This is a genomic window from Colwellia sp. MEBiC06753, assembly GCF_053470325.1.
On sequence record NZ_JBQMTM010000002.1, the window covers coordinates 86,642 to 110,844 of the forward strand.

The window sequence follows — 24,203 nt, forward strand, 5'->3', positions numbered from 1 at the left end:
ATAACCGTGATTTAATGAATGGTATGTTCAAAAAATTTGAATAATTAATGGTGGAAAAATGTATAGCTCATCAATTACTATGGAAGCGCTGTTGGTGTTAGACGCCATCGAACGAAGAGGCAGTTTTGCCGGCGCCGCAGAGCAACTTAATAAAGTGCCTTCTGCTCTTTCTTATATTGTCCAAAAGCTTGAAGAAAACTTATCCGTCACCTTGTTTGTGAGACAGGGCAGGCGTTCAGTGTTAACGCCTGCAGGTCGCCATTTACTTGAAGAAGGGCGTAAGCTACTTGGGGCTGTTAGTAAACTTTCTGAGCAAACCCAAACTATTGCTCATGGCTGGGAGCCTAAAATAAGAATTGCTATCGACTCTATTTTTGACATTAAAGCGCTTTACCCTGTACTAAAGCAGTTCTTAATTGAACATCCTAATATTGAGATAGATATTTCAGAACAAGTGATGAGCGGCAGTTGGGAGGCGCTAATTGAAGATAGTGCTGACTTAATTATAGGCGCACCTGAACCCGTACCTAATCAACAAGGTCTTCGAGCGATAAAGTTATTTGAACTGGAGCACGCACTCATTGTTCCTAAAGATCATGAATTGACTCAACTTAAACAGCCGATAGCTAAAAAAGATATTCAAAGTTATCGTACTGTGGTGGTGCATGACTCTGCAAAGCGCGCAATTCCATGGTCAAGCAACCTAATTGAACGAAGCCTACATTTATACGTGACCTCTGTTAACCATAAAATTGAAGCAATAAAAGCTGGCTTAGGTGTAGGTTTTTTGCCGATAAACCGTGTTGAATCATATATAACCAGTGGCGAATTGGTGGCCATAGAAGTAGACCAGACAACTCAACCAAATAATATTTATATGGCATGGAAACTAGTTAACAAAGGAAAGGGGTTAAAACGATTACACGAAATGTTAGCGCAACATTTGATTAATTAAATGAGCAGTTGGCCTTTTACCATTTAAATATAGCGAAAGCGTAATAATGAACAGAAAGCAGGTTGGTTGATTGCAAATACAAAAAAGCCCCAACCGAAGTTGAGGCTTGCTGTCTTCAAAAGAAGGAATGGTGCCGACTGCCGGAATCGAACTGGCGACCTACTGATTACAAGTCAGTTGCTCTACCAACTGAGCTAAGTCGGCACACAAAGCTGTGTGCGATAAATATATTCTTTTGGAAATATTTACCCTGGCACCAAGTTACCGTTATCTAAAATAAACCATAACTTAAAAGATGGTGCCCAGAGGCGGAATCGAACCACCGACACGGGGATTTTCAATCCCCTGCTCTACCGACTGAGCTATCTGGGCAATCTAACAAGACTTTGGGCTTTCACCGCGTTGTCCTGAAGACGGGGCGTATTAAACTGTTTTTCTGAATTAACGTCAACACTTTTTTTAAAAAAAATATTTGTTCGCTGCTTTTTTGTGCTTTTCGATGTTAATAACAACTAATTGCTCAAACTTTATGCTTGATAAATGGTAACAGCACCAATAATGATAAAGCCAACGCCGGCAATATAAGCTAATAATTTTTCGCTAATGTAGGCTGATAAAAATGTACCGGCAAGTACACCTATAGCAGATGCGACTACTAAAGCAGCAGATGCGGCGGCAAACACCATCCATTTGCTTGAACTACCGTCAGCGGCAAATAACATGGTTGCTAATTGTGTTTTATCACCAAGCTCGGCAATAAATACTGAGGCAAAAATAGTAAAAAATACGCGCCAGTCAATACTGAAAAATGATTCCATCGTTATTATTCGCCTTTGGCTTGAGGAACATAACCTTCAATTTCTGGCTCTTTGCCTTCAAAAAGGTAGTCAACCATGGCTTTTTCTAAAAAAGCGCGATCATCGGGATTCATCATGTTCATTTTCTTTTCATTAATTAACATGGTTTGTTTTTTTTGCCAATTACCCCAAGCTTCTTTACTAATGTTATCAAAAATACGTTTGCCAATTTCACCTGGATATAATTGAAAGTCTAAACCGTCAGCTTCTTTTTGCAGGTTTTGGCAAAAAACCGTTCTACTCATAATGTTTTCTCTTTGAAGTTAGTCGTTACCGTAAAATTACTTGTCGTAAAATATTGAGGCATAAATTTAACGAAAAATTTGCCCGCTATCATAACATTTTCCGTTTAATTTTTCCGAGTATAAATTTAGTGGTAAGCACATTAATTCACTAAATTTAATTCAGCTATTTCCTGTAAAATTTTAACCGTAGAGGCAGATAAACCAACAGCATTTGAACCATTTATCGGTAACCACTGTTGTGTGCGAGGTTCGTGGATTGTTGTCGTCTGTGTCTTTGATAGCTCGTCACAATCAACCATAATCGGGGTAATATCTAAATGGAAATGGCTAAAGGTATGCCTAAACTCGGTAAGTTGTGTTTGTTTGCTTTGTTGTAAGCCTAAAGCTTGTAACAACTCTGGAATATCAGAAAGTGAGTTAACCTCGTAAAAACACCATAGCCCGCCCCAGATGCCAGCCGGTGGCCGCTTTTCCAATAAAACTGTTTGGTCTAACCGAGGGATCACCATAATGGTTTGTTTTACTGGCGTTGTTTTCTTTGGCTTTTTTTGGGGAAAATTAGCTTGTTCATCAGTAGCAAAAGCCATACAGCCTGATTGCACTGGGCATAATTCACATTTAGGTTTAGTGCGCGTGCAGATGGTTGCGCCAATATCCATCATTGCTTGATTAAAAAACTCTACCCCTGATTTTGGTGTTAGCGTTTCGGTGATCGGCCACAGAGCTTTATCAAATTTTGCCTGAGCATTGTGTCCTTCGACTAAATAACAACGTGCAAGTACACGTTTGACGTTACCATCTAAAATTGCATGATGTTGCTTTAACGATAAACTTAATATTGCGCCGGCGGTTGAACGACCAATGCCAGGTAAGGCCATGACTTGCTCAATATCTTCTGGAAACTTACCCTTGTAATCAGCTGCAATAATTTTTGCTGCTTTGTGTAAGTTTCTAGCGCGCGCATAATAACCCAGTCCAGTCCAGTGGTGCAGTACCGTATCTTCATCGGCATTTGCCAAACTAACAACATCAGGAAAACTTTCCATAAAGCGTTGATAGTAAGGGATGACCGTTGCTACTTGCGTTTGTTGCAACATAATTTCCGAAATCCATACTCTGTAGGGCGTTTTATTTTGTTGCCAAGGTAGATGTTTACGGCCTTGTTGATGATACCAACTAAGAATGTTGTCGCTAAATTGTTTAGCTGACTTTGGTGAAATAGAAATTTGTGTCGTCATAGCGCGCCAGTGTATCGAAAACCACACTTTTTAGAAACTATTGTAATCAGATAGAGGGTTGGCAAAACTGTGATTAACCACTATGCTCACGCTTTTAATAGATTCTATTTAATGCAGAGGTTAATGAATGAAACTAGATGCCAAAAATCGCAGTTTGCGCTTACGTAAAAAACTGAGAGTTGATGAATTTCAGGAGTTAGGTTTTGATGTTGCGTGGCGTTTACCAGAAGACTCTACCGACGAAAGTATTGATAACTTTGTAGATCGTTTTTTTATCGAGATCATTGAGCCAAATGGTTTAGGTTTCGGTGGCGAAGGCGATACCTTGTGGCATGGCTTAATTTGTACGCAGAAATTAGGTAAGTGTACAGAAGAGAATCGCGCGGCGGTTGAGCAATGGTTAACTGACAATGGGGCAACGGCGGTTGCAGTAAGTGAACTATATGATGTGTGGTGGCAAGAGTAATTCTCGCCACCTTGTTACTTTTGAACAATAAAATCTGACTTAGAAGTGATATTTCACCAGTAGGCTGCCATTACGTTCATCAATGCCGTTAATACCGAATTTGTTATTCCAATAAGCGTATTCAAGGCCTACATATAATTTAGTATCTAAACCAAGCACTTGGCCGATGTCGTACTTTAACTGAGAAGTAAAGTTTGTGGTAGTGGCACTGTCGTCGGTCGACGGTACGTGATCGACGAACCCGTCAAAATATAATGGTCCCACAGGAACGCCCCAAGAGATTGTTGTTTGGTAGCCATTATCAGCGCCATCATTATTTCTACGATAAAAGTTTAAATTGAAGTAATGAAAGCTTGGTACTTTTAGTTTAGTGCCAACACCATATAGATAGTTAGTGAACCCATCACCAACTTCGGCAGTGGTCGCAATATAAACATTTTCAATAAGGGCATTTTGGTAATCGACTACTTTTATACGTGGCGAAAATTCCATGTAGGTTTCTTTGTCACCATTTTTCGAGTGCAGTCGATCGACAAACATAAAGGTATCACCCCAAGTAGTTGCTGAGGCATATTCGATGGTTGCTACTTGACGCTCTTTATGTCCGACCTTGTAATTTTCACCATGCAAGAAAGTTAGGCTGAAGTCTTGCCATAATGTTTTTGCTGCCACTCCTGATGTAAAGAAAATAGCGGTAATGCTGATTAATAGTGCTTTCATGAAATACTCTACTCTGTTTTAAATTGCGCAACTAAGTTGGCTAATTGTTCTTTTTGAACGTCTAATTCGTTGATAATATTGCCAGTAGCATTTGAAAGCCCAGAGACCTCATCAGCCATATCAGCAATTTTGGTGACATTAACGTTTAGCTCATTAATGACATTACTTTGCTGCTCTGTTGCTGTTGCTACTTGCATGTTCATTTCGGTGATTTCACTGATTTCACCGACAACTTCCGTTAGCGCTTCTTTTGCCTCATTAGTTTTTTCAAAGCCTGAACTTGCTAACAAGGTATTTTGCTTCATCGCCTCAACGGTTTCGTTGGCCTGATTTTGCAGCGCGATAATAACATCGTTGATCTCTTTAGTGGAGTTTTGTGTGCGTGCAGCCAGCGATCTTACTTCGTCAGCTACCACAGCAAAGCCTCGGCCCTGTTCACCAGCACGGGCAGCCTCAATCGCGGCATTCAATGCTAACAGGTTAGTTTGCTCAGAAATGCTGCTGATGGTATCAACTACCGAGCTAATGGTTTGGGCTTGCGCGGCAAGTGCAGAAATTTTTTCCTGAGTCACTTCATTACTTTGTTGTAACTGCAGCATTACCTTGCTGGTATCATCTACTTGGACATTGGTTTGTTCGATTTTTTGTTCGGCATTATTAGTTTTGTCGGCCGTATTATTGGCGAGCGTACTGACTTCCTGAATACTTTGACTCATTTCTGTCGTCGCGGTGGCTACAGAGCTAGACTCTATTTGCTGCTCTTGGACACAGCCTTCAACATTTTGTGCCATGCTTCTTAATTGGTCAAAAGATTGGGTCATGACATTTTCGGTTTGCTTAATATCAATAATCATATCGCGAACCTTGCCAATAATGGCATTAAAACCTTGGGCCAATTTGCCTAACTCGTTGCTACGACTATCATCTAAGCGTTGAGTTAAATCGCCACCTTGACCGGCCATTTCCAATAGACGTGCGCCAATATTTAAAATAGGGCGAGTAATGCGGTTAGCCAGCAACACCATCAGCAAAATAAATATACCGACAATGACTAAATTAAGTGCTGCGGTTTGAGTGAGTGCAGAATGGATTTTGGATAACGGCTCTGCCTTTGGCAACATGGCGATAATTTTCCAATTTAATTCCGGCAAGCCAACGCTGGCAACGTAAAAACCTTCGTCTTCGTAGGTTACTTGGTCGAAGACATAGCCAGCATTTTGGGTTAATAGTTTAGTTGACGCCTTAGCGAAACCATCAAATTCCTTCAGTTGTTTTTTCTTTAGTGAAGATAAATTAGGGTGAATAATGACATTGCCTTGGTAGTCAGTGACAAACACATAACCGTTTTCACCAATTTTATTCTTTAGAATATCAGAGCTTATTTCATCCACCGCATAGCCAAGACCGGCAATGGCAATACTTTTACCTTGGCTTTTTACTCGGTAGTTTACAAAGGCGGTTAATTTGGTGGTGCCTTTTTCAATATCAAAAGAAATTTCAAAGGGTTTGTCGCTATTGATAAAGCTGAAAAACCAGCCGTCATCATTAGGGTTTACTCGCCGAGTAATGCCGTCTTGTGTATAGTAATCGTTGCTAATATTTGATACCCAAAATACGGTTAGTGCGTTATTTTCTTTTTGCATATAGCTTAAAAAATCAATTACTTGCTGGCGATTCGCCTCAGGTTCGCCAGTATTAGCCCAGTCAATTAAGAATTTGTTTTGGGTAATTGATTTTGATAACTCAAGTGGTGTGCTGAGTTGTTTCCTTACTCTTGCTTCCACTTTTGCTAGTTGGTTGGGCAGTACATCTTGTTCAATATTTTCTTGAAAAACCCCGCTAAAAATATAGTTATTTAGCCCTAGGCTAAGTATCGATAAGGTAATTAATGACATGGTGATAACGGCTATTAGTGTTTTTCTAATAGAAAGATTTTCAAACCAAGTGCTGATGTTCATTAAGGCAACTTCCTAAGATAATGAATTTATTCTAAAGATTATTGCTTAATATCGGAAAATTGCCTAATTACTTTAGCGCGTGTTGATCTTTTAAGTTTGTTTTTTCAGCAGTTTGTTGGAAATTTATACATGGCAGCGCTTTTGATGTGTGGTTATTCCCTATGATAAAGTGCTAACACAGTAGAAATGACAACAAACGCTGCCTGAAAGGTTCGGCTAAAAGCGTTTTACTCTTTTTGTTTAAAGAAAAGGTTGTGAGGAGGTTTGCTTAGATAACTAGGGGGCACACCTCACGTCGCGATTAAAACGCTTTTATTTCGAACAAAAATCAAACAGCAAAGTTCAAACGCCCTAATAAATTTAATTAACGTATTTGAGTTTACTACAATAAAAAAGGATAATACGCGCCCTAAAAATTTGAACCTTAACTATGCCGAAGAAATCATGACTGAACGAACTCATAAAACTGTTGAGCAAGCACAACAGGAAGGTAAATATATTCGCACTGTGCGCAGTTTTGTAAAGCGTGAAGGGCGATTAACGAAAGGCCAAGCGCACGCGCTGGAAAACTACTGGCAAGAAATGGGATTAAACCATGTTGATGGCTTAATTGATGTACAAGCAATTTTCGGCAACAACAACCCAGTGGTGCTTGAAATTGGTTTTGGCATGGGTAAGTCTTTAGTTGAAATGGCAAAGAATGCGCCAGAGCTTAACTATATAGGCGTTGAAGTACATCGCCCTGGCGTTGGTGCTTGTATTGCTTTAGCTAAAGAGCAGGAAGTTACTAACCTACGTGTTTACGAACACGATGCGATTGAAGTGTTAGCTGATTGCATTCCTGATGAAAGCTTAACAACGGTTCAATTGTTTTTCCCAGATCCTTGGCACAAGAAAAAGCATCATAAGCGCCGTATTGTTAAACCTGAATTTGTTGAAACCATTCGTCAAAAACTAAAAGCCGGTGGCGTGTTTCATATGGCAACAGACTGGGAAAACTATGCAGAGTGTATGTTAGAAGATATGCAAAGTGCGCCGGGTTACAAAAACTTATCACCAACTAATGATTATGTGCCAAGACCTGAAAATCGCCCATTAACTAAATTTGAAAATCGTGGTCAAAATTTAGGGCACGGAGTTTGGGATTTACAGTTCGAAAAGTGCTAATCGTCACTTGTTTGTTCATCGTTGAAATGTGCTAGCTTATCTTGTTCGATAAAAAACAAATGCTGGCAATTTCTCACATTGCCTGAATCAATTAACCACTGCTGATCAATGACATGCCAACGCAGTGCTGCTTGTAAAGTACGACTGGGGTATGCAGTCCAATAAGCTTGACTAGCGGCAATATGCGCGTCAGTGTTTGGGGTTAGTTCACTGCGCTGAGCCACTAGCCAAGTGTCAACTGCTTTCTGCACCTTCGGCTTAAGTTCTCGGATTATATGTCGTTTGAATTGATTAAAACGTCGAGCCCGATAAAGTTGCCATAACATCCAAACAATTAGCATAATTGCTGCAGTAGCCAAAATTTCCATGCTTGAAATTAATACCTCATTACTGGTGAAACAGTTTGCGAAAAACTCGCGAAAAGTGATTGAAAAGCTCGTTAACCTAAAGTTAGTTAAATTAACCAACAAATTTACAGCTGGCATACTAGCAGTAAGCACTTAAAAAGCAATGGCATTAATTAGCTGTGTGATTGTTTGAGCTAGTAAAATAAAAAGTGGTAGCATATTAAAAACATTTTCATAAACATTATCGATAGGTCATCAGGTTGGCAATTAAGCAGCGAGCGGTAGGTGCTCAGCAAAAACAGCAACGAATTACGCAAATTTTAGATGCTACAGAAACGCGGTTTATTACCCAGCATTTTAACGATATTCGTTTAGCCGATATTGCTAGTGATGTCGGTATTACTAAAGCGGCGCTATATCGTTACTTTCGCACGAAAGAAGTGTTGTTTTTAGCGCTTTACCAACGACAAATTGATCAGCTAATAGCACAAGCTGCGTTGCTTAAAGCCACAGCAAGTCTAACGCAACGTATAACGCAAGCAGTGTTAGCTGTGCCAATGTATTGCAAGATGACCAGTATTTTGCATACTTTGTTAGAACGAAATTTAACAGTTGAAGAGGCATTAGCGTTTAAACGTGGCTTAGCGCAGAAAATGGCGGCTTTAGTCGGACAAATTGCTCCACATACTCAGCTAAACTCCAGCCAGTTAATGCAACGTTTTATCATGCTACATCATTGTATTATTGGTGCTTGGGCAAATTGTCACCCGAGTGATGTTGTGCAATCAGCTTTGGCTCTTGATCCGCAGTTACACGTATTTAACCTAGACTTTGAGCAAGTGCTGGCCGGTCATGTCGAGATGATTTTTGCCCTTGATTAAAGGCAACTCAACACAGTAAGTTTCTAGCTTTCTGGCATTTTTTTAGGCATAGCTTTCAGGCGCCGGTTTTTTGTGTTGGTTTCAGAAATTATTTTCGGGCGTTGAAGTCAGATTTTAAAGTCTGCCCGTTCATGCATTAACAATTTGGCTTTTAATGCTAAGCCACCGGCATATCCGGTTAATTTTTTATTGGCGCCAATCACTCTATGGCAAGGAATTATTAGGGCAATGGGATTTGCGCCATTAGCGGTACCAACGGCTCTTACTGCCTTTTCATTATTAATTTTTTTCGCTAGCCAGCCATAACTAACCGTTTCACCAAACGGAATTTCAGTGAGTGCTTGCCAAACTTTTTGCTGAAATGGCGTGCCTTTTGGGGCTAAAGCTAAATTAAATATGGTTCTGGTACCGTTAAAATACTGATCAAGTTGATGATGAACTGCTGCGAAAATATCAGAATTCGCTTTACCGTTTTCTAAGGCTTTATCGTCAATAAGTATCGGTGCTTTACCTTGCTGAAATGCTAGTGCCGTAATGCCTTGCTGGTTTGCAACTATAGCAATTGCACCAAAGGGCGATTGATAAATTGACTGGAACTCGGTTTGAAGTGTTGCTTGATTCATCATTATTCCTTGTCGGCCAATGACAGCCATAGATAAATGGTGGCGTATGCGCGCCAAGGTTGCCACTGCGCTGCCATTGCCAAAATTTGCTTGGTGGTTAATTTCTTACTGTGTGGGTCTTGGCTGCTACTTAGTGCTTTAATTACGCCTAAATCACTGGCAGGAAACGCATTAGGATCGCTTAAACCGCGCATTGCAAGATAATTAACGGTCCATGGGCCAATGCCTTTAATGGAGGTAAGCGTTTGTTCTAGCGCAGATAGGCTTTGATATTGGCTAAATATTTCGTGTTGTTCTAGATAAAAAGCCACCCAGCGTTTAAGGGTATCAATTCGTGATTGCGTAAGGCCGATACTTTCAAAGCTTGCTTGACTTAATTCTGTGGCACTCGGGAAGCAATAATTAAGTGTAGGGTGTTCACTATCTAGCGGCTTGCCGTATTGTTTGGCAATTCTACCCGCCAAAGTAGTCGCTGCTTTAACCGATACTTGTTGCCCTAAAATTGCTCGAATTGAAAACTCAAAAATATCCCAACAACCTGGCAGTCTTATGCCAGGCGATTGAGCTATTTGGTTTGCTAACAATGGATCGCTTGCTAAATGTTGATGGATAGTCGGCATATCAGCATCTAAATCAAATATTTTCCGTACCTTTTTGATCACTTTGTTGAGCAATGACAAATCGTCGATAGCAACTCGTAATTTTAACGCATGCTTTTCTGGTACTTCACTAACTTCGATCCAGCCAGCGGTATTTTCTAAGGTTATGCTACGTTGATAACTATCATCGGTTACCAGCTCAATACCGGGCAGCTGTCTTAAGCGGAAAAAAGCTAACATGCCTTGCCAGTCAAAAGGTGGTCGATAACTCAATAAAATAGTTAATTCACTGGTTTGAAGTTGTTTGTTGAGCCTTGATCTAAGTTGGCTAGGAGTTTCTAAATAAGCTTTTTTAATCGCTTCATTAAACCGCCGGATGCTATTAAACCCTGCATTAAAACACACATCAGCCATTGGAATATTAGTACCGGTCAGTAACTGGCGAGCTGTTAATAATCGTTGTTGTAGCTGATACTCGCTTGGCGATAAACCAAAATGCTGGCTAAATACGCGCTGAAATTGACGTGCTGACATCCGACACTGACTTGCTGCAGCGGTTACTGATAGCCCATCGTCAACTAACGCTTTGGTTAATTTTTCAAGGTCTACGGGCAAAGGCTGTGAAGGAGCGAGCTCTGGCATGCAGCGTTTACACGGTTGATATCCAGCGTGCTGAGCGAGCGCCGCGGTTTCAAAGTAGCGGACATTTTCTTCTTTGGGTGCTCGGGCAGGGCAAATGGGTCGGCAAAAAATGCCAGTAGTTAATACCGCAGTATAAAACTTGCCATCAAACCTAGCATCTTTACTCATTCTTGCTCTTTGGCAAGTGGCATTGTCTAACACGTTCGTAAACTAATTTGCTTGAAAATTTGTGTTAGTTTAACAAAGATATTATTAGAAAATCGCGATATTCGGACAGCTATTTTCAACTTTGTTTAATAATGTTAACTCGCCTTCAGACAAGAAATATCAAGACTTTTAAATAATCACTCAGGTTATTTTAATCTTTCGTCAGGGTTTTTTAACATTTCGCAAGCCAGCAAAACAAAAGATTCATTATAGTCAGAGTAGATAAGAATAATTTGCTAGGGATAAGGCGAAAAAATAAAAAATAGAAAAATAAATGCTTGCTAAGCAGCTAACACTGAAATGGCTAACCTATAGCTATAACAGCAATAAAAAGAACAGCAATAACAATAAATAACAGGGGAAAGTATATGACTGATCACCATCAGCCGAATTATCAGGGTTCGCGTTGTCGTCGCACGCGTACTCATAATGCCATCACCAAAGCAATTATTTCTGCGCTTGCGGTAACGCCTCTTTGGCTTTCAGCTCAAGAAGCAGGGTCTGAAGAAAAAAATGCGATAGAAGTTATTGAAGTAACCGCGCAAAAGCGTGTGCAAAATATTCTAAAAGTTCCTGTGACCGTTGGCAGTGTTAGTGCTGACATGATAGAGGAAAGTAGCTCAATATTATTAAGTGATGTTGATAAGTTTATTCCTGGTTTTGAATTTAGCGATGGCAATATGACCCAAGCGGGCATTACCATGCGTGGTATTTCAAGCCCAAATATCAGTGTTGGTGGTGATCCATCTTCTGCAGCATTTTATGATGATGTATATATGCCACGTGCTGCTCAAAACGTAATTTTTTCCGATATGGCGCGTGTTGAAGTATTAAAAGGTCCGCAAGGTACGCTATTTGGTCGTAACGCGGCGATGGGTGTGGTCAACATGGTGCCTAACTCACCGATTGCCGATTTTGAAGGTTTTGTTAAAGCCAATTTAGGCACAGATAACCTACGTCGCTATGAAGGTATGATTAACCTACCTATTACCGACAATTTTTATATGCGTGCTAACATATTGTCCAACTCTCAAGATGGCATAGTAAAGAATATTGCCGAGCCTGATTGGAATGAAGGTAACAAAATTTGGGATCTAGGTGAGCGTTCACATGATGCCGCGCGCGTATCGTTTTTGTGGGATATTTCAGCCGCGACCAAATTTCAAGTCGCCTACGATTGGGATGATCTAGAGCAAGGGCCACCAATGGCGATTGGCTTTAGTGAATTTGCCTACAACAATGGTAAAAAGCCATTTGCTTCGAAAGCGCAAAATGACGTAAGAAATGGTGTTGAAAAGCGTGATATGTATGGCGTTACTGCCAAATTAAACCACGACTTTAACGACCATTGGTCAATGAAATACGTTGTCTCATACCGTGATTGGGAAACTGTAAACCGAGAAGATGAAGATGGTACTTCAGATATTACTCGATACTTCGATACGTCTAATAACGAAGATTCTGATATTTTCTATACCGAATTACAGGTTAACTATATTAGCGACAAAATAAACGCTGTTGCTGGTTTTTCATATTCAAAAGAAGATGTTAGCCAAACAACCGAGTTAAATTTGACCGCTGATACTGCTGCACGATTAATTACTGGTGAGTTAAATAACTTTATTAAGGGCGGCGTTGCAGAACAAATTGCTGCGATGATTGGTGGCAATACTGATGCCCACGCTCAGGCGGCATTCGGCCCAGGTGTTACTTTTGCCGGTGCTGTTGATACATTCTACGCAGTTAACGGTTTCCCAATGGATCATATGTGGAATGCCGATGAATGGGCAGGAGCATTAAATGCTTTAGGTTTTGCCGGCGATATTATGGCTGCTATTGGCATGCCGGGTGTGCCATTAACTGCTGATATTGTTAATGCAACTGGTGATGTAACCTATGACGTAGTTGCCGCTCAGCTTGGTATTGCTGAGGTGATGGGGCCTAGCTATAGCGGTCAATGGTGGCAAGAATCAGTCAATAATACCGGTGATTTTAAAAACTGGGGTGTTTTTGCTGACGTAGATTACAAAATTGATGATAAGTGGAACATTATTGGTGGCCTACGCTATTCAAAAGATGAGAAGGATTTTACTTGGAATATTCCGCAAAATACCTTTGCTCAAGTTCGCCCTGGCGTGAGTAACTTATTGTTTAAAAATGTTGATTTAGCCGCTTCTGATAGTTGGAGCAAAGTCACAGGGCGATTAGTGGCGAGTTACCAAATTACTGATGATCATATGTTGTTTGGTTCTTACTCTACCGGCTATAAGTCGGGTGGTTTTGACTCATTAACGCCAAGCACTAAAGCATTTGAGCCAGAAGATACCACTAACTATGAATTTGGTTATAAAGGTGTTTTATGGCAACAAGTTATAGCGAATGTAAGTGCTTACTATCTTGAGTTAGATAACCTGCAACGTTCTGTTGATTCTAAAACGCCGGGTTCACCGCAAGCAGTACCAACAATTATTAATGAAGACCGTGAAATTACGGGTGTAGAATTTGATATTCAATGGTTAGCGTCAGATAGCTTAACGTTAGGTGTCGTGTCTGAAATTCGCAGCACGGATAACAATTCACCTGAATTTTATAATGGTGAAGGTGAGTTGGTTGCTGCACAAACAACAACGTCAGATGCAGATTTAAATTACACATTAACCTTAGATTGGGCACCTGATTTTGACTTTGGTGTGGTTAACTTCCATATGGATTATGTATTTTTAGAAAATACCCGCGATAAAGATCCTGGCTTAGAAGACTACAAAAAAGAAGTTAAAGCCTACTTTAAAGATACTTCGTTATTGAATGCTCGCTTATCTTGGGCGAATCATGATGACAATATCGAAATTGGTTTATGGGGTAAAAACTTATTTGATGAGCGTTATGTTGAGAGTATCGGTGGTTTAACTGCTGATGTTTTAGGTACACCTATTGGCCGTATAAACCGTGGTTTAGAAGCAGGTGTTGATATTAAATACTCATTCTAATGACATGCTCCCATATTATTTTCATACTGTTTAAATAATATGGTGAATACAGCAAAAGTGCTCATGAAAAGCCTAGTGAAAACTAGGCTTTTTATCTTTGAAAGAAGTGAAGTGGCTATAAACTTATTCATTACTCGTCAATCTAATCATCTGATCTGCGAATAATTCTTCCTTGCATTTAATGGTGTTACGTTTACTATGGTCGCGGATCACAAGCTAAAAACTATAACCATAATCCGCTGATTTACTATGCTGAACTTGTTCTTTTCTCACTTTGCTTTCGCTCAAATATGTTTGTGCATTCTGCTGCTTTTAAAGCACTGCCGTAATAACCAGTCAGTTCAACTTTTCGTGATGTTAATGTTGTCTTGCGCCGGCTACATTATTGGTGGCTTATACCCGTATGACTCGGTTCTGGCATTTTATATTGGCTTTATTGCTGGTAACGCCTTGCCGGGAATATTCTGGTTAACCGCGCAGAGTGTTTTTGCGGATAAAACCCATATTAAAGGCTGGCAATGTTGGCTAGCGGCTTCAACCTTACTATTGCCTATCTTGATGAAAGCAGCGCAATTACTATTTGGCTTTGAGCTAAGAAGCCATGTAAATGCTGCATTAGTCTATTTTTACCTGCAATTATTCCTAGAGCTTGGCCTAATTTTTCATGCGCTTTATGTGTCTATTAACAGTTGGCGCAATGACTTAGTACAAGAGCGTCGTTACATTCGAGGCGGTGTAATTTCAGTATCGGCAATCTACATCTTTTTAGTGATAGTGTTTGAACAATTATTAAATGTTGAATGGGCTGGCTTGGAAGTCATTAAAAGTATGTTACTGGCAGGTTTAATTACTGCCATTAATTATTTCTTGTTTGAAAGTAAGCTGTCGGTGCTGTTTGTGACGAGTAAACCTAAAGAGCCGACACCAATACAAAATCAGGCACCACCTAAAGAGCTGACTAAAATTATTGCTGCGATGGAGCAAGAAAAGCTGTATCAACAAGAAGGAATTACCATCGCAAGTTTTGCTAAACATTTAGCGATTCATGAATATAAATTACGGCATTTGATTAATGGCGAAATGAATTATCGAAATTTTAATGACTTTTTAAACTATTACCGCATCAAAGAAGTGACGGAAAAGTTAATTCAGCCTGAGTTTATTCAAACACCTGTATTAACTTTGGCGTTGGAAAGTGGTTTTCGCAGTTTAAGTTCGTTTAATAAAGCGTTTAAAACGACTCATGGTATAACGCCGACGGAATACCGAAAGCAGCGTCAGTAATACTAAATTCCTCAAGCATTAGATAGTTCAAATACTAGCTAAAGCCTAATAAAACTGAGTTATTTTAGAATTCGTCAGCTTTTTTTTGGAATTCGTCAGCAAATCTTAATTACCCTCTTTATAGTGAACCTACCAATATCAAGTCTACTTTGAGTTCACATGACGTTTAGACAATACTTATTATCTTTTTCCGTTATTTTTACGACTGTTTTAGCTGGCTCTAATCTTTCAGCCAATGCAAATGAAGTTCCAGCTAGTTATCAAACTTGTGTGGCTTGTCATGGCGATCAAGGTCAAGGAAATCCAGCGTTAAATGCTCCGGTAATTGCTGGACAGCATGCTTGGTATACTCAAAGACAACTTCTACATTTCATTACAGGCGTGCGTGGCAGCCATCAACAAGATGTTAATGGCCAGCAAATGCGCGCGATTGCCAGTCAACTAGAGCCAAACAAGGATGTTCCCGCTTTAGCTGAATATATTAGTGGCTTAACCGGAAAAGCGGACAATTCTACGCAAAAAGGCGATGCTAAAAATGGTTATCGTTATTACCAAGCTAAATGTGGCGCATGTCATGGCGGTGCAGCGGAAGGTAATAAGTCGTTTAATGCGCCAAAACTGGCGGGCCAAGATGCGGATTACTTAAAGCGTCAAATGGCAAACTTTGTTGCTGGAGTTCGCGGTAGCCACGCTGAAGATAAATTCGGTAAGCAAATGTCGATGATGGCAAGAATTGTCAATGAAAAAGATCTTAATGACATTATTTATTTTATCTCTCAGCAATAAGCGGTTTATAGCGAAATCTTTATGGTGAAATCTTTTACTCTGAAAGCTTTTATTCTGAAACCTTTTCTTTTGAAACAAGGAATGGTGAATGGTTTACTGGTCATTTTTGCCCTGATAAGTACTTTCACCAGTGCTCAGCCGTTTACTGGTGCTCAGGAAAAAAATAAAGCGGCATCCTTTCAGTTAGCTAGCCATTGTCCCCCTAGCTTTGAGTTTACTCAGGCAGGTGTTTGCCGTTTGGTCAACCGTTATCAAATGTACGACTCTGTGCAAGGACGTGGTGTTGGTGGAACGCAAACAGCCTTGCCGCCAAATCGCGATGGTTTTACACCTCAGCAAATAGACCTAGGCCGTTATTTGTTTTTTGATCCAGCATTGTCTAAAGATGGCTCGCTTTCATGTGCAAGTTGTCATCAGCCAGATAAAGGGTTTAGCGATGATCTTGATCGCAGTGTTGGTGTAACTGGCGACAAAGTTGCTCGTTCGGCGCCAACTTTGTGGAACGTTGCATTTTTAGATAAGTTTTTCTGGGATGCTCGAGCAAACAGCTTGGAGCAACAAGCTGTTGGCCCACTTTTTGATCCTAAAGAAATGGGTAGCTCCCCAGCGCAGCTAATAGCAACAATTGGTAATAATGAAGATTATCGCCGTATGTTTGCTCAAGCATTCCCAGATTCAAATTCAATTGATGTTAGCCAAATTTATACGGCGCTAGCCGCGTTTCAAACATCATTGATTTCACTTAATAGCCGTTATGATCAATACGCGCACGGCTATCACGACGCGCTAACCGAAAGAGAGAAGCAAGGGCACAATATTTTTCGCTCATTTGTCGCTCGTTGCGCAGAATGTCATCAGCCACCGCTATTTACCAATAACCAAGTTGCAGTAATCGGTGTGCCAGAAGCCGAAGGTGTGCCGCTCGATGTTGGTGCAGAGCGTACCTATAACGCGAAGAAGTTACGTGGCGGATTTAAAGTGCCAACCTTACGCAACATAGTGAAAACTGCGCCTTATATGCATGCCGGCAATTTCAGTAATTTGCGTGACTCGGTCGAGTTCTACAATAAAGGTCGCGGTCATGCGGTGCCTGAAGGTGAACACTTACAGTTGCATTGGCATATTTGGGAGCCGAACTTAACCGACGAAGAGTTAGATTTAATTGTCGAATTTTTAGGAACATTAACCGATGAAAGTTTAACGCCGCAAGTACCTAATCAAGTACCTTCTGGTTTACCGCCAGTAGATCAGCAATATCAATTAACGCATAACAAAAAATTAATAAAACAAACAACAACTAATGTGGTTGGAGAATAATATGAATAAACTTTTGGGGATAATATTACTGGCAATAGCGTTTGCTGTTGGTATGTACTTTGGTGGCGGTAGTAGTTCTCCCGTTATTACAAGTAGTTCTGGCGGTGCTAGCTATTCAGGCGGTTATGACAAAAATAGTGATGTTGATAGCTCAAGCACGAATTCTGGCACTAAGTCGGCGGTTAGTGCTAGAACAACACCTGGTCAGACTCATGTTGTTAAAGATGGTGAGTCTATTATGGAAGCGGTTAAAGCGGCTAACCCTGGTGATACTATTCAAGTTATGCCGGGTACTTACCATGAAACGGTATATATCGATAAAGATGACATTCATATTATTGGCGTTATCCAAGAAGGTAAACGCGCGACAATGGATGGTCAGGGCAAGCTTAATGATGCCATTTTATATTCGGGCAACAACATAATTGTTCAGAATATGATGATCACTAAATATAAAGGCAATGCCATTATGGGCCAAGCCGGTAACAACTTTGAAATTCGCGATAATATTATTGTTGATACTGGTGTATACGGTATTTTCCCGCAGTTGGGGAAAAACGGTATTGTTGAAGGTAATGTTATCTCGGGTATTGAAGACGCTGCGATTTACGTAGGTATGAGTGACAATATTCATGTCTCGCGCAATGAAGTGTTTGATTCGGTTGCAGGTATCGAAATTGAGAACTCTCGCCACGCAATTGTTGAAAATAATTATGTGCATAACAATACTGGCGGTATTTTAGCGTTTATCACGCCAGGCTTACCGATTAAAACCACATTCGATGTTATTATTCGTGACAACTTTATTGTTAATAACAACACGAAAAACTTTGGGGCACCGGGTTCAACTGTAGCTGGTATTCCAGCGGGTACTGGTATTTTGATTATGGCGGCTGACGAAGTGATTGTTGAAGACAACATTATCACTGGCAATAAAACCGCTGGTATTATCATTACTGACCACGAAAATGCACCAAATACGACAATCGATCCTGAAGCTGATTCAAAACCTGACAAGATAATGATCTTAAATAACCTGATGATGAATAATGGTTACGATACGATTGATGAAGCTAAAGCCTTGATGCTAACTGAGTTTAAACAAGGCAACCCTGACATTATACGTGTGGGTACTAGCCGCGATAGCTGTATTATCAATCGTCATCGTTATGTCACTGTTGGTGTTAAAGATTGGGCTGAGTGTTCATTTACCAATACGGATAGTATTGATACCTATATCTTGGACGAGCCAGTAGCGCCACGTGAAATTAACGGCAGTGAAAAAGGTAAAATTGCTTACTTAGGAATTTGTACTGGTTGTCATACCTACACGGGACGCATGATTGGTCCTCCTGTACAAATTATTCAGGCGCTTTATATGGATAACCCCAAAGGCTTAGCTGACTACATTGCTAACCCAGTGAAAAAGCGTGAAGATTATCCTGAAATGCCACCGCAAAATTACTTAGATGAAGAAACTCGTTTAGCGGTAGCGGAATACATGTTATCTCGCACTAACTAAGAAAAAACTTTGTGTAAAAAGCCAGCGTAAGCTGGCTTTTTTTTATCACTAAAAGAGCTGTAACTGGCTTGTGGTTACAAATTAATCAATGAGATAAGTACAAAAAAAAACTAAGAGTGGTATGCTAATAGTTGATATATAAAATAAAAGTTAATGTTATCAAGTTGGGTGTAACTAAATTGTTAACATTTGGTGTCGTCGATATCTGTTTATTGACATCACCGTGAAAGTCGCATAAAAGTTAGTCTATCTGAAGTTACGACTGTGTAACTTGGACGTTTTCACAGGAGTGAATTACTTAGCTCATGAGTAAGCTTTTTTACTATAACAATAAGTTAAGCCAACGAGTGCTTGGCTATATCCTTCTTTGTAGTGTTGTGCTTTCCTTGTTCTCGACAGGGATGCAGCTGTATGCAGACTATAATGACGATATTGTGAGCTTAGAACAGCGCTTTAATAATATTGAAACCAGCTATATTCCTTCGATGGCAACCAGTTTATGGGATTTCAATAAGCCATTAATGGAACAACAAATCAAAGGTATTGTTGATCTTCCTGATATTTCTTACGTCAAAGTGATTACCGATTTAGGCAATGAGCACGACTTTGGTGATAAGTCGGTGGTATCTCACAGCATTTTTGAAGAATACAAAATATTTTATGGTGACAACGAAATTGGCGTGCTGCAGGTATACGCTGATTATGACGATATAATCAAACGCTTATGGCAAAAAGCTGGCTTTATCATCACCTTCGAATTCTTTAAAATTTTTATTGTTGCCTTTGCCATTATGTTTGTTGTCCATTGGTTGGTGACTCGCCATATTTATCAAATAACTAACTATGCGCAACAACTTGCCGCCGATAATTTAGATGTCAGCTTAGAGTTAGAAAATCGTCCAAAAACCAAAGATGAACTCGACCTTTTAGTTGATGCGATAAATACTATGCGCTTACAAATTAAAAGTGACATCATCAAGTTAGAAGAAGCGGAGAACGCTTTACTAAAGCTCAACGGCGATCTAGAAGTTAAGGTGTTCGATCGCACGGCAAAACTTGAACAAAGTAATACCCAATTGAAAAAGTCATTAGATGATTTAACCTTAGCCAAAGACCAATTAGTGCAATCAGAAAAAATGGCTTCGCTAGGACAGCTTGTTGCCGGTGTTGCCCATGAAGTAAATACACCATTAGGTATTTGTGTAACTTCAATTACCGCACTTAAAGAGAAAGTTGATTCGTTAAAACATGCGGTAGCAGCACAAGAATTGACTAAAACTCAACTTACAGACACCTTAGATTTACTCTCTGAGTATCAACAAATCATTGAGCGCAGCCTAGATAAGTCTGTCGAGCTGATCCGCGGCTTTAAATCGGTTGCCGTTGAGCAACATACTGATCCTGAACTTGAAATTAATTTAGCTCAACACGTGAACGATGTGGTAAATACCGTTAAAACCATGTTTAAACGCAAGAAATATCATATTAATGTTGAGGTTGATGAAGACTTTGAATTTGTCACCTTTCCAAGTGCTTGGAACCAAATTCTCACTAATTTCCTAATGAACTCTCATATTCATGGCTTTGAAGGACGTGATGAAGGGGAAATTTCGATTCAATTTACCGAAAGTAATGGTTTCTTAACCTTACTTTATCAAGACAATGGAAATGGCATTAATCCCGATGTCAGAAAAACTATTTTTGATCCCTTTGTTACCACCAAGCGTGGGCAAGGTGGCTCGGGCTTAGGGTTGAATATTGTCTTTAACTTAGTGCATTCCAAGCTAGGTGGTACCATTACTTGTCCTGATGTTGATACAGGTTGCTGTTTTAAAGTAAAAGTGCCAATTGAGTTTGTTGGCGGCGCCCAGAAGGCTCAATCTTAACTTATCGTAATTTAATTTAATTTAATTAAAACGCTTAATATTAAATGGTGAAACGTCGATAGTTGTTGGGATTCCAGCCACTAATTCACAAATTAACTGGCCGGTTATTGCCCCTTGCGTCAATCCTAAATGGTGGTGCCCAAAGGCCAAATATATTGCTGAATGCTTGGGAGCCTGACATATCACCGGCAGCGAGTCTGGTAATGATGGGCGGGCCCCCATCCAGACACTATCTACCTCATGTTTTGTTAGCTGCTGCTTTATCAAAGCTTGACCATGGCTAAACAATACTTGTGCTCTTTGGTAATTGGCCGGCGCATTTAGCGCTGCATATTCAACCGTCCCTGCCAACCTCAAACTATTTACCATCGGTGTGATAATAAATTTGCGCTCAGCAGAAGCGACAGGTCGACTTAAGGCATTAAATTGCTGACATTCAAGGTGATAGCCTCGCTCTGCTTGCATTGGTAATTTATAGCCCAATTGCTTACATAATGTTGGCGACCAAGCACCTGTGGCTATCACTAACTTATCAAATGATTGCTGCTGGCCATTCATGCTCAGTAAAACACCATCTGATTGCGGTGAGATGTGCGCTACATTTTCTTGGATAAACTCGCAGCCTAATTGCTGTGCATAGTCCGCTAATTTGAGACAAAGCTGATAAGGATCTATGGTATGACCGACATCTGGGAAAAATAACCCATAGTTGACGATATCACTTAATGCTGGCTCTAGTTGCTTAACTTGCTGATTATTTAGAATCTCAACCGTGACGCCACCATTTTGATAATGGCGAGCTAGTTGTTGAATTTTATTAAGTGGCGTTTGCTCAAACGTTAGTAAGCTGCCTTTTAAGGTTAGTAGGTGTTGGCACTGAGCTTCTTCGACCAAGGTTTGATAGCAATCAAGAGCATGTTGATTAAGTGCCTTAAGTGCAAGGTGAGTACGATGTGCCTGTTTTGGCATCATATTGATAACAAACTTGGCAAACCAAGGTAGCGATTTTAATAAATGCTGAGTTTTTATTGAGATCGGACCTAAAGGATCAAGAAGCATTTTGGGAACTTGTGGCAGCATGCTGGCGTGAGCTAGTGGAAATACCTGCTCTGTGGCAAAGTGCCCAGCATTACCTTTTGAGCAGCCTTGTGCTGTACCGTCTTTATCAATAACCGTGACTCGATAGCCTTTTTTTTGCAGGGCTATTGCGCAATTTATCCCTATGATACCCGCGCCTAAGACGGCAATGTGTTGCTGATTGTTGTTTGATTGTTGGATGTTATTAGTCGTTGTCATTATCAATGCTTGCTATTAATTAGCGCTAAAAATTATCACACTAGTAGCCAAGTTGTTGTTCAATATTAATACCACAAAAAGCAACATGCTCTAGTTAAAGCTACAGTAAATTTCGCCAGTACTTGTCTGACAAAATAAATTGTATACAATATATCAAAATATATCTATCATTGAATTACACAAGCACATTTTTGAAATTAACTTTTGCATTAACTTTTGAAAAAAATAATTAAATAAACATTGAGGAACAACTTATGACAGTAAATTGGCAAGGCGTTTACCCTGCGGTCACCACCCAATATTTTGACGATATGTCGATTAATTTCGATGCCACTCAGCAAATGGTTGATTCGCTGATCAAAGAAGGGGTTGATGGCATCATAGTTTTAGGGACTGTTGGTGAAAATTGCTCTCATAGCAAGGAAGAAAAAATTGAAATTTTAAAAGCGGTTAAAGCGGTTGTCGCAGGCCGAGTACCGTTAATTTCGGGTGTTGCCGAAACCACTACCCAATTTGCTGTTGACTATGCCATTGCCTGTGAACAAATTGGCATAGATGGCTTAATGGTGCTACCGGGTATGGTTTACCGCTCTACTGAAGCCGAGGCAATTTACCATTATCAACAGGTTGCTAGGCAGTGTAAGTTGCCAATTATGATCTATAACAATCCCGTTACTTACGGTGTTGATGTGTCAATTGAAGGCATGCGAGAGCTGGCTAAAGAGCCAAATATTGTTGCGGTAAAAGAGGCGACTGAAGACACGCGTCGAATTTCAGAATTATTCTCTGCCTTTGGCGATCGCTTTATTGTCTTTGGTGGCGTAGATGATATTGCGCTTGAAAGCATCATGTTAGGTTGTACTGGCTGGATTTCTGGCTTAACCAATGTATTCCCACAAGAGTCAGTGGCTATATTTAAATTGGCGAGCCAAGGACGCTTTGAAGAAGCCAAAGAAATTTGGCGCTGGTTCTTACCTTTATTACGTTTAGACACTATTCCAACGCTAGTACAATGTATTAAGTTTTGTGAACAATTAGCAGGTAGAGGCTCTGAAATGACTAGGGCACCACGCTTACCGCTAGTTGGCGAGGAACGAGCACGCGTTGAAAAACTTTATCGTGAAGCGGTCGCCACGCGATTAGATTTAACTAAATATAACTTAGATTAACCCAACTTAAATTAATACAAATTAGATTAACAATATGATCAAAGGCACATTTAATTGTATCGATGCCCACACCTGTGGCAACCCCGTACGTCTAGTCACCAGTGGACACCCAAATTTATTGGGCGCGAATATGAGTGAAAAGCGCCAACATTTTATCAATGAATTTGATTGGATAAGACAGGGGTTGATGTTTGAACCTAGAGGCCACGACATGATGTCTGGCGCTTTTATTTATCCGCCTTGCAGTGACAATGCTGATGCGTCAATTTTATTTATTGAAACTTCTGGCTGTTTGCCGATGTGTGGTCACGGTACTATCGGCACTGTTACTGCCGCTATCGAGCATGGGGTGATAAACCCTAAAGTGGCTGGTCAGCTTATTTTAGATGTGCCAGCTGGGCAAATTAAGGTTGATTATCAGCAGCAGGGATCAAAAGTTACCAGTGTTAAAATTTACAATGTGCCGGCATTTTTAGCGCACCGTAATATTCATATTGATGTACCTGGGCTTGGTGAGTTGGTGGTGGATATTTCTTATGGTGGCAATTTTTATATTATTGTTGAACCACAAGCAAACTTTCCAGGCATAGAGCATTGGTCGGCTAGTGATATCTTAACTTGGTCACCGATTGTTCGCACTATTGTTAATCAAACACTAGATTGTGTGCACCCTCAAGACCCAACAGTAACAGGTGCTAGTCATCTATTATGGACAGGTAAGCCTAAGCAAGATAATTCGGACGCAGCAAATGCAGTGTTTTATGGTGATAAGGCAATCGATCGCTCACCTTGTGGTACCGGCACGAGTGCACGCATGGCGCAACTATACGCGAAAGGTCATTTAGCGAAAGGTCAGCCATTTGTGCACGAAAGCTATATTGGCAGTCAGTTTACTGGCTGTATTGAACAGACGATCGCTATCGACACTAAGGGTGGGGCTATTGAAGCGATTTTGCCGTCTATCTCTGGCTGGGCGCATGTCTTTGGACAAAACACTATTACCATTGATGATGACGATCCTTATGCGTTTGGTTTTATCGTTACTTAATGT

The 24,203-nt window shown here is 40.3% G+C and carries 21 protein-coding genes and 2 tRNA genes; 12 read left to right on the forward strand and 11 right to left on the reverse strand.

What is annotated here, in order from left to right:
* The first annotated feature begins 58 nt into the window (after nucleotides 1-58).
* The gene (locus ACOB82_RS02260; protein WP_448211317.1) at nucleotides 59-955 is read left to right on the forward strand and encodes a LysR substrate-binding domain-containing protein; all 897 of its coding nucleotides are present in this window, start codon (nucleotides 59-61) and stop codon (nucleotides 953-955) included.
* A 128-nt stretch (nucleotides 956-1,083) separates the two neighbouring features.
* Here ACOB82_RS02260 and ACOB82_RS02265 read toward each other — a convergent pair.
* The 5 genes from ACOB82_RS02265 to mutY all read right to left on the reverse strand — a co-directional run bounded on the left by ACOB82_RS02265 (nucleotide 1,084) and on the right by mutY (nucleotide 3,295).
* Nucleotides 1,084-1,159, reverse strand: a tRNA-Thr gene (locus ACOB82_RS02265).
* 92 nt (nucleotides 1,160-1,251) lie between these two features.
* Nucleotides 1,252-1,327, reverse strand: a tRNA-Phe gene (locus ACOB82_RS02270).
* Between the two features lie 155 nt (nucleotides 1,328-1,482).
* Entirely contained in the window at nucleotides 1,483-1,773 is a 291-nt protein-coding gene (locus tag ACOB82_RS02275) for a TMEM165/GDT1 family protein (RefSeq protein WP_448211318.1), read from the reverse strand.
* Nucleotides 1,774-1,778: 5 nt separating this feature from the next.
* Nucleotides 1,779-2,057 carry an oxidative damage protection protein gene (locus ACOB82_RS02280; RefSeq protein WP_448211319.1) on the reverse strand — a complete coding sequence of 93 codons (279 nt, stop codon included), beginning with the start codon at nucleotides 2,055-2,057 and terminating at the stop codon, nucleotides 1,779-1,781.
* Nucleotides 2,058-2,197: 140 nt separating this feature from the next.
* A complete protein-coding gene (gene mutY / locus ACOB82_RS02285) occupies nucleotides 2,198-3,295 on the reverse strand; it encodes an A/G-specific adenine glycosylase (protein ID WP_448211320.1) in 1,098 nt (365 codons plus the stop codon).
* Between the two features lie 127 nt (nucleotides 3,296-3,422).
* Here mutY and ACOB82_RS02290 point away from each other — a divergent pair, with 127 nt between their 5' ends.
* Entirely contained in the window at nucleotides 3,423-3,761 is a 339-nt protein-coding gene (locus ACOB82_RS02290; RefSeq protein WP_448211321.1) for a YggL family protein, read from the forward strand.
* 39 nt (nucleotides 3,762-3,800) lie between these two features.
* Here the strand turns inward: ACOB82_RS02290 and ACOB82_RS02295 are convergent, their stop codons facing one another.
* Together ACOB82_RS02295 and ACOB82_RS02300 are read right to left on the reverse strand one after the other, a co-directional pair.
* Nucleotides 3,801-4,481 (reverse strand): nucleoside-binding protein, encoded by a 681-nt coding sequence (locus ACOB82_RS02295; protein WP_448211322.1) that lies wholly within the window; start codon nucleotides 4,479-4,481, stop codon nucleotides 3,801-3,803.
* An 8-nt stretch (nucleotides 4,482-4,489) separates the two neighbouring features.
* Entirely contained in the window at nucleotides 4,490-6,439 is a 1,950-nt protein-coding gene (locus ACOB82_RS02300) for a methyl-accepting chemotaxis protein (RefSeq protein WP_448211323.1), read from the reverse strand.
* Nucleotides 6,440-6,883: 444 nt separating this feature from the next.
* Here ACOB82_RS02300 and trmB point away from each other — a divergent pair, with 444 nt between their 5' ends.
* Nucleotides 6,884-7,606: a tRNA (guanosine(46)-N7)-methyltransferase TrmB gene (gene trmB / locus ACOB82_RS02305; protein WP_448211324.1), complete on the forward strand. Its 723-nt coding sequence runs from the start codon at nucleotides 6,884-6,886 to the stop codon at nucleotides 7,604-7,606.
* On the opposite strand, the gene ACOB82_RS02310 is transcribed toward trmB, so the two are convergent.
* On the reverse strand, nucleotides 7,603-7,974 hold the full coding sequence (locus ACOB82_RS02310; protein WP_448211325.1) for a hypothetical protein: 372 nt from the start codon (nucleotides 7,972-7,974) through the stop codon (nucleotides 7,603-7,605). The genes trmB and ACOB82_RS02310 overlap by 4 nt on opposite strands.
* 239 nt (nucleotides 7,975-8,213) lie before the next feature.
* Here ACOB82_RS02310 and ACOB82_RS02315 point away from each other — a divergent pair, with 239 nt between their 5' ends.
* Nucleotides 8,214-8,834: a TetR family transcriptional regulator gene (locus tag ACOB82_RS02315; protein ID WP_448211326.1), complete on the forward strand. Its 621-nt coding sequence runs from the start codon at nucleotides 8,214-8,216 to the stop codon at nucleotides 8,832-8,834.
* 107 nt (nucleotides 8,835-8,941) lie between these two features.
* Here the strand turns inward: ACOB82_RS02315 and ACOB82_RS02320 are convergent, their stop codons facing one another.
* Both ACOB82_RS02320 and ACOB82_RS02325 read right to left on the reverse strand, forming a co-directional pair.
* Nucleotides 8,942-9,457, reverse strand: a complete 516-nt coding sequence (locus tag ACOB82_RS02320; protein WP_448211327.1) for a methylated-DNA--[protein]-cysteine S-methyltransferase — start codon at nucleotides 9,455-9,457, stop codon at nucleotides 8,942-8,944.
* 2 nt (nucleotides 9,458-9,459) lie between these two features.
* Nucleotides 9,460-10,899, reverse strand: a complete 1,440-nt coding sequence (locus tag ACOB82_RS02325) for a DNA-3-methyladenine glycosylase 2 family protein (RefSeq protein WP_448211328.1) — start codon at nucleotides 10,897-10,899, stop codon at nucleotides 9,460-9,462.
* A gap of 374 nt (nucleotides 10,900-11,273) precedes the next feature.
* Between ACOB82_RS02325 and ACOB82_RS02330 the strand changes: the two genes are divergently transcribed.
* The 6 genes from ACOB82_RS02330 (at nucleotide 11,274) to ACOB82_RS02355 (ending at nucleotide 20,687) form a co-directional block, all read left to right on the forward strand.
* Complete coding sequence (locus ACOB82_RS02330; protein WP_448211329.1) at nucleotides 11,274-13,892, forward strand: TonB-dependent receptor; 2,619 nt, start codon at nucleotides 11,274-11,276, stop codon at nucleotides 13,890-13,892.
* Between the two features lie 360 nt (nucleotides 13,893-14,252).
* Nucleotides 14,253-15,176: a helix-turn-helix domain-containing protein gene (locus ACOB82_RS02335; RefSeq protein ID WP_448211330.1), complete on the forward strand. Its 924-nt coding sequence runs from the start codon at nucleotides 14,253-14,255 to the stop codon at nucleotides 15,174-15,176.
* A gap of 159 nt (nucleotides 15,177-15,335) precedes the next feature.
* The gene (locus ACOB82_RS02340) at nucleotides 15,336-15,962 is read left to right on the forward strand and encodes a c-type cytochrome (RefSeq protein ID WP_448211331.1); all 627 of its coding nucleotides are present in this window, start codon (nucleotides 15,336-15,338) and stop codon (nucleotides 15,960-15,962) included.
* Between the two features lie 21 nt (nucleotides 15,963-15,983).
* The gene (locus ACOB82_RS02345) at nucleotides 15,984-17,279 is read left to right on the forward strand and encodes a cytochrome-c peroxidase (protein WP_448211332.1); all 1,296 of its coding nucleotides are present in this window, start codon (nucleotides 15,984-15,986) and stop codon (nucleotides 17,277-17,279) included.
* A gap of 1 nt (nucleotide 17,280) precedes the next feature.
* Nucleotides 17,281-18,801, forward strand: coding sequence for a parallel beta-helix domain-containing protein (locus ACOB82_RS02350; protein ID WP_448211333.1), 1,521 nt, complete (start codon nucleotides 17,281-17,283; stop codon nucleotides 18,799-18,801).
* A gap of 305 nt (nucleotides 18,802-19,106) precedes the next feature.
* Nucleotides 19,107-20,687 carry an ATP-binding protein gene (locus ACOB82_RS02355; protein WP_448211334.1) on the forward strand — a complete coding sequence of 527 codons (1,581 nt, stop codon included), beginning with the start codon at nucleotides 19,107-19,109 and terminating at the stop codon, nucleotides 20,685-20,687.
* A gap of 21 nt (nucleotides 20,688-20,708) precedes the next feature.
* On the opposite strand, the gene ACOB82_RS02360 is transcribed toward ACOB82_RS02355, so the two are convergent.
* On the reverse strand, nucleotides 20,709-21,983 hold the full coding sequence (locus tag ACOB82_RS02360; RefSeq protein ID WP_448211335.1) for an NAD(P)/FAD-dependent oxidoreductase: 1,275 nt from the start codon (nucleotides 21,981-21,983) through the stop codon (nucleotides 20,709-20,711).
* A 254-nt stretch (nucleotides 21,984-22,237) separates the two neighbouring features.
* Between ACOB82_RS02360 and ACOB82_RS02365 the strand changes: the two genes are divergently transcribed.
* Together ACOB82_RS02365 and ACOB82_RS02370 are read left to right on the forward strand one after the other, a co-directional pair.
* A complete protein-coding gene (locus ACOB82_RS02365; protein WP_448211336.1) occupies nucleotides 22,238-23,152 on the forward strand; it encodes a dihydrodipicolinate synthase family protein in 915 nt (304 codons plus the stop codon).
* 34 nt (nucleotides 23,153-23,186) lie between these two features.
* Nucleotides 23,187-24,200, forward strand: coding sequence for a 4-hydroxyproline epimerase (locus ACOB82_RS02370; RefSeq protein ID WP_448211337.1), 1,014 nt, complete (start codon nucleotides 23,187-23,189; stop codon nucleotides 24,198-24,200).
* Nucleotides 24,201-24,203: the final 3 nt, after the last annotated feature.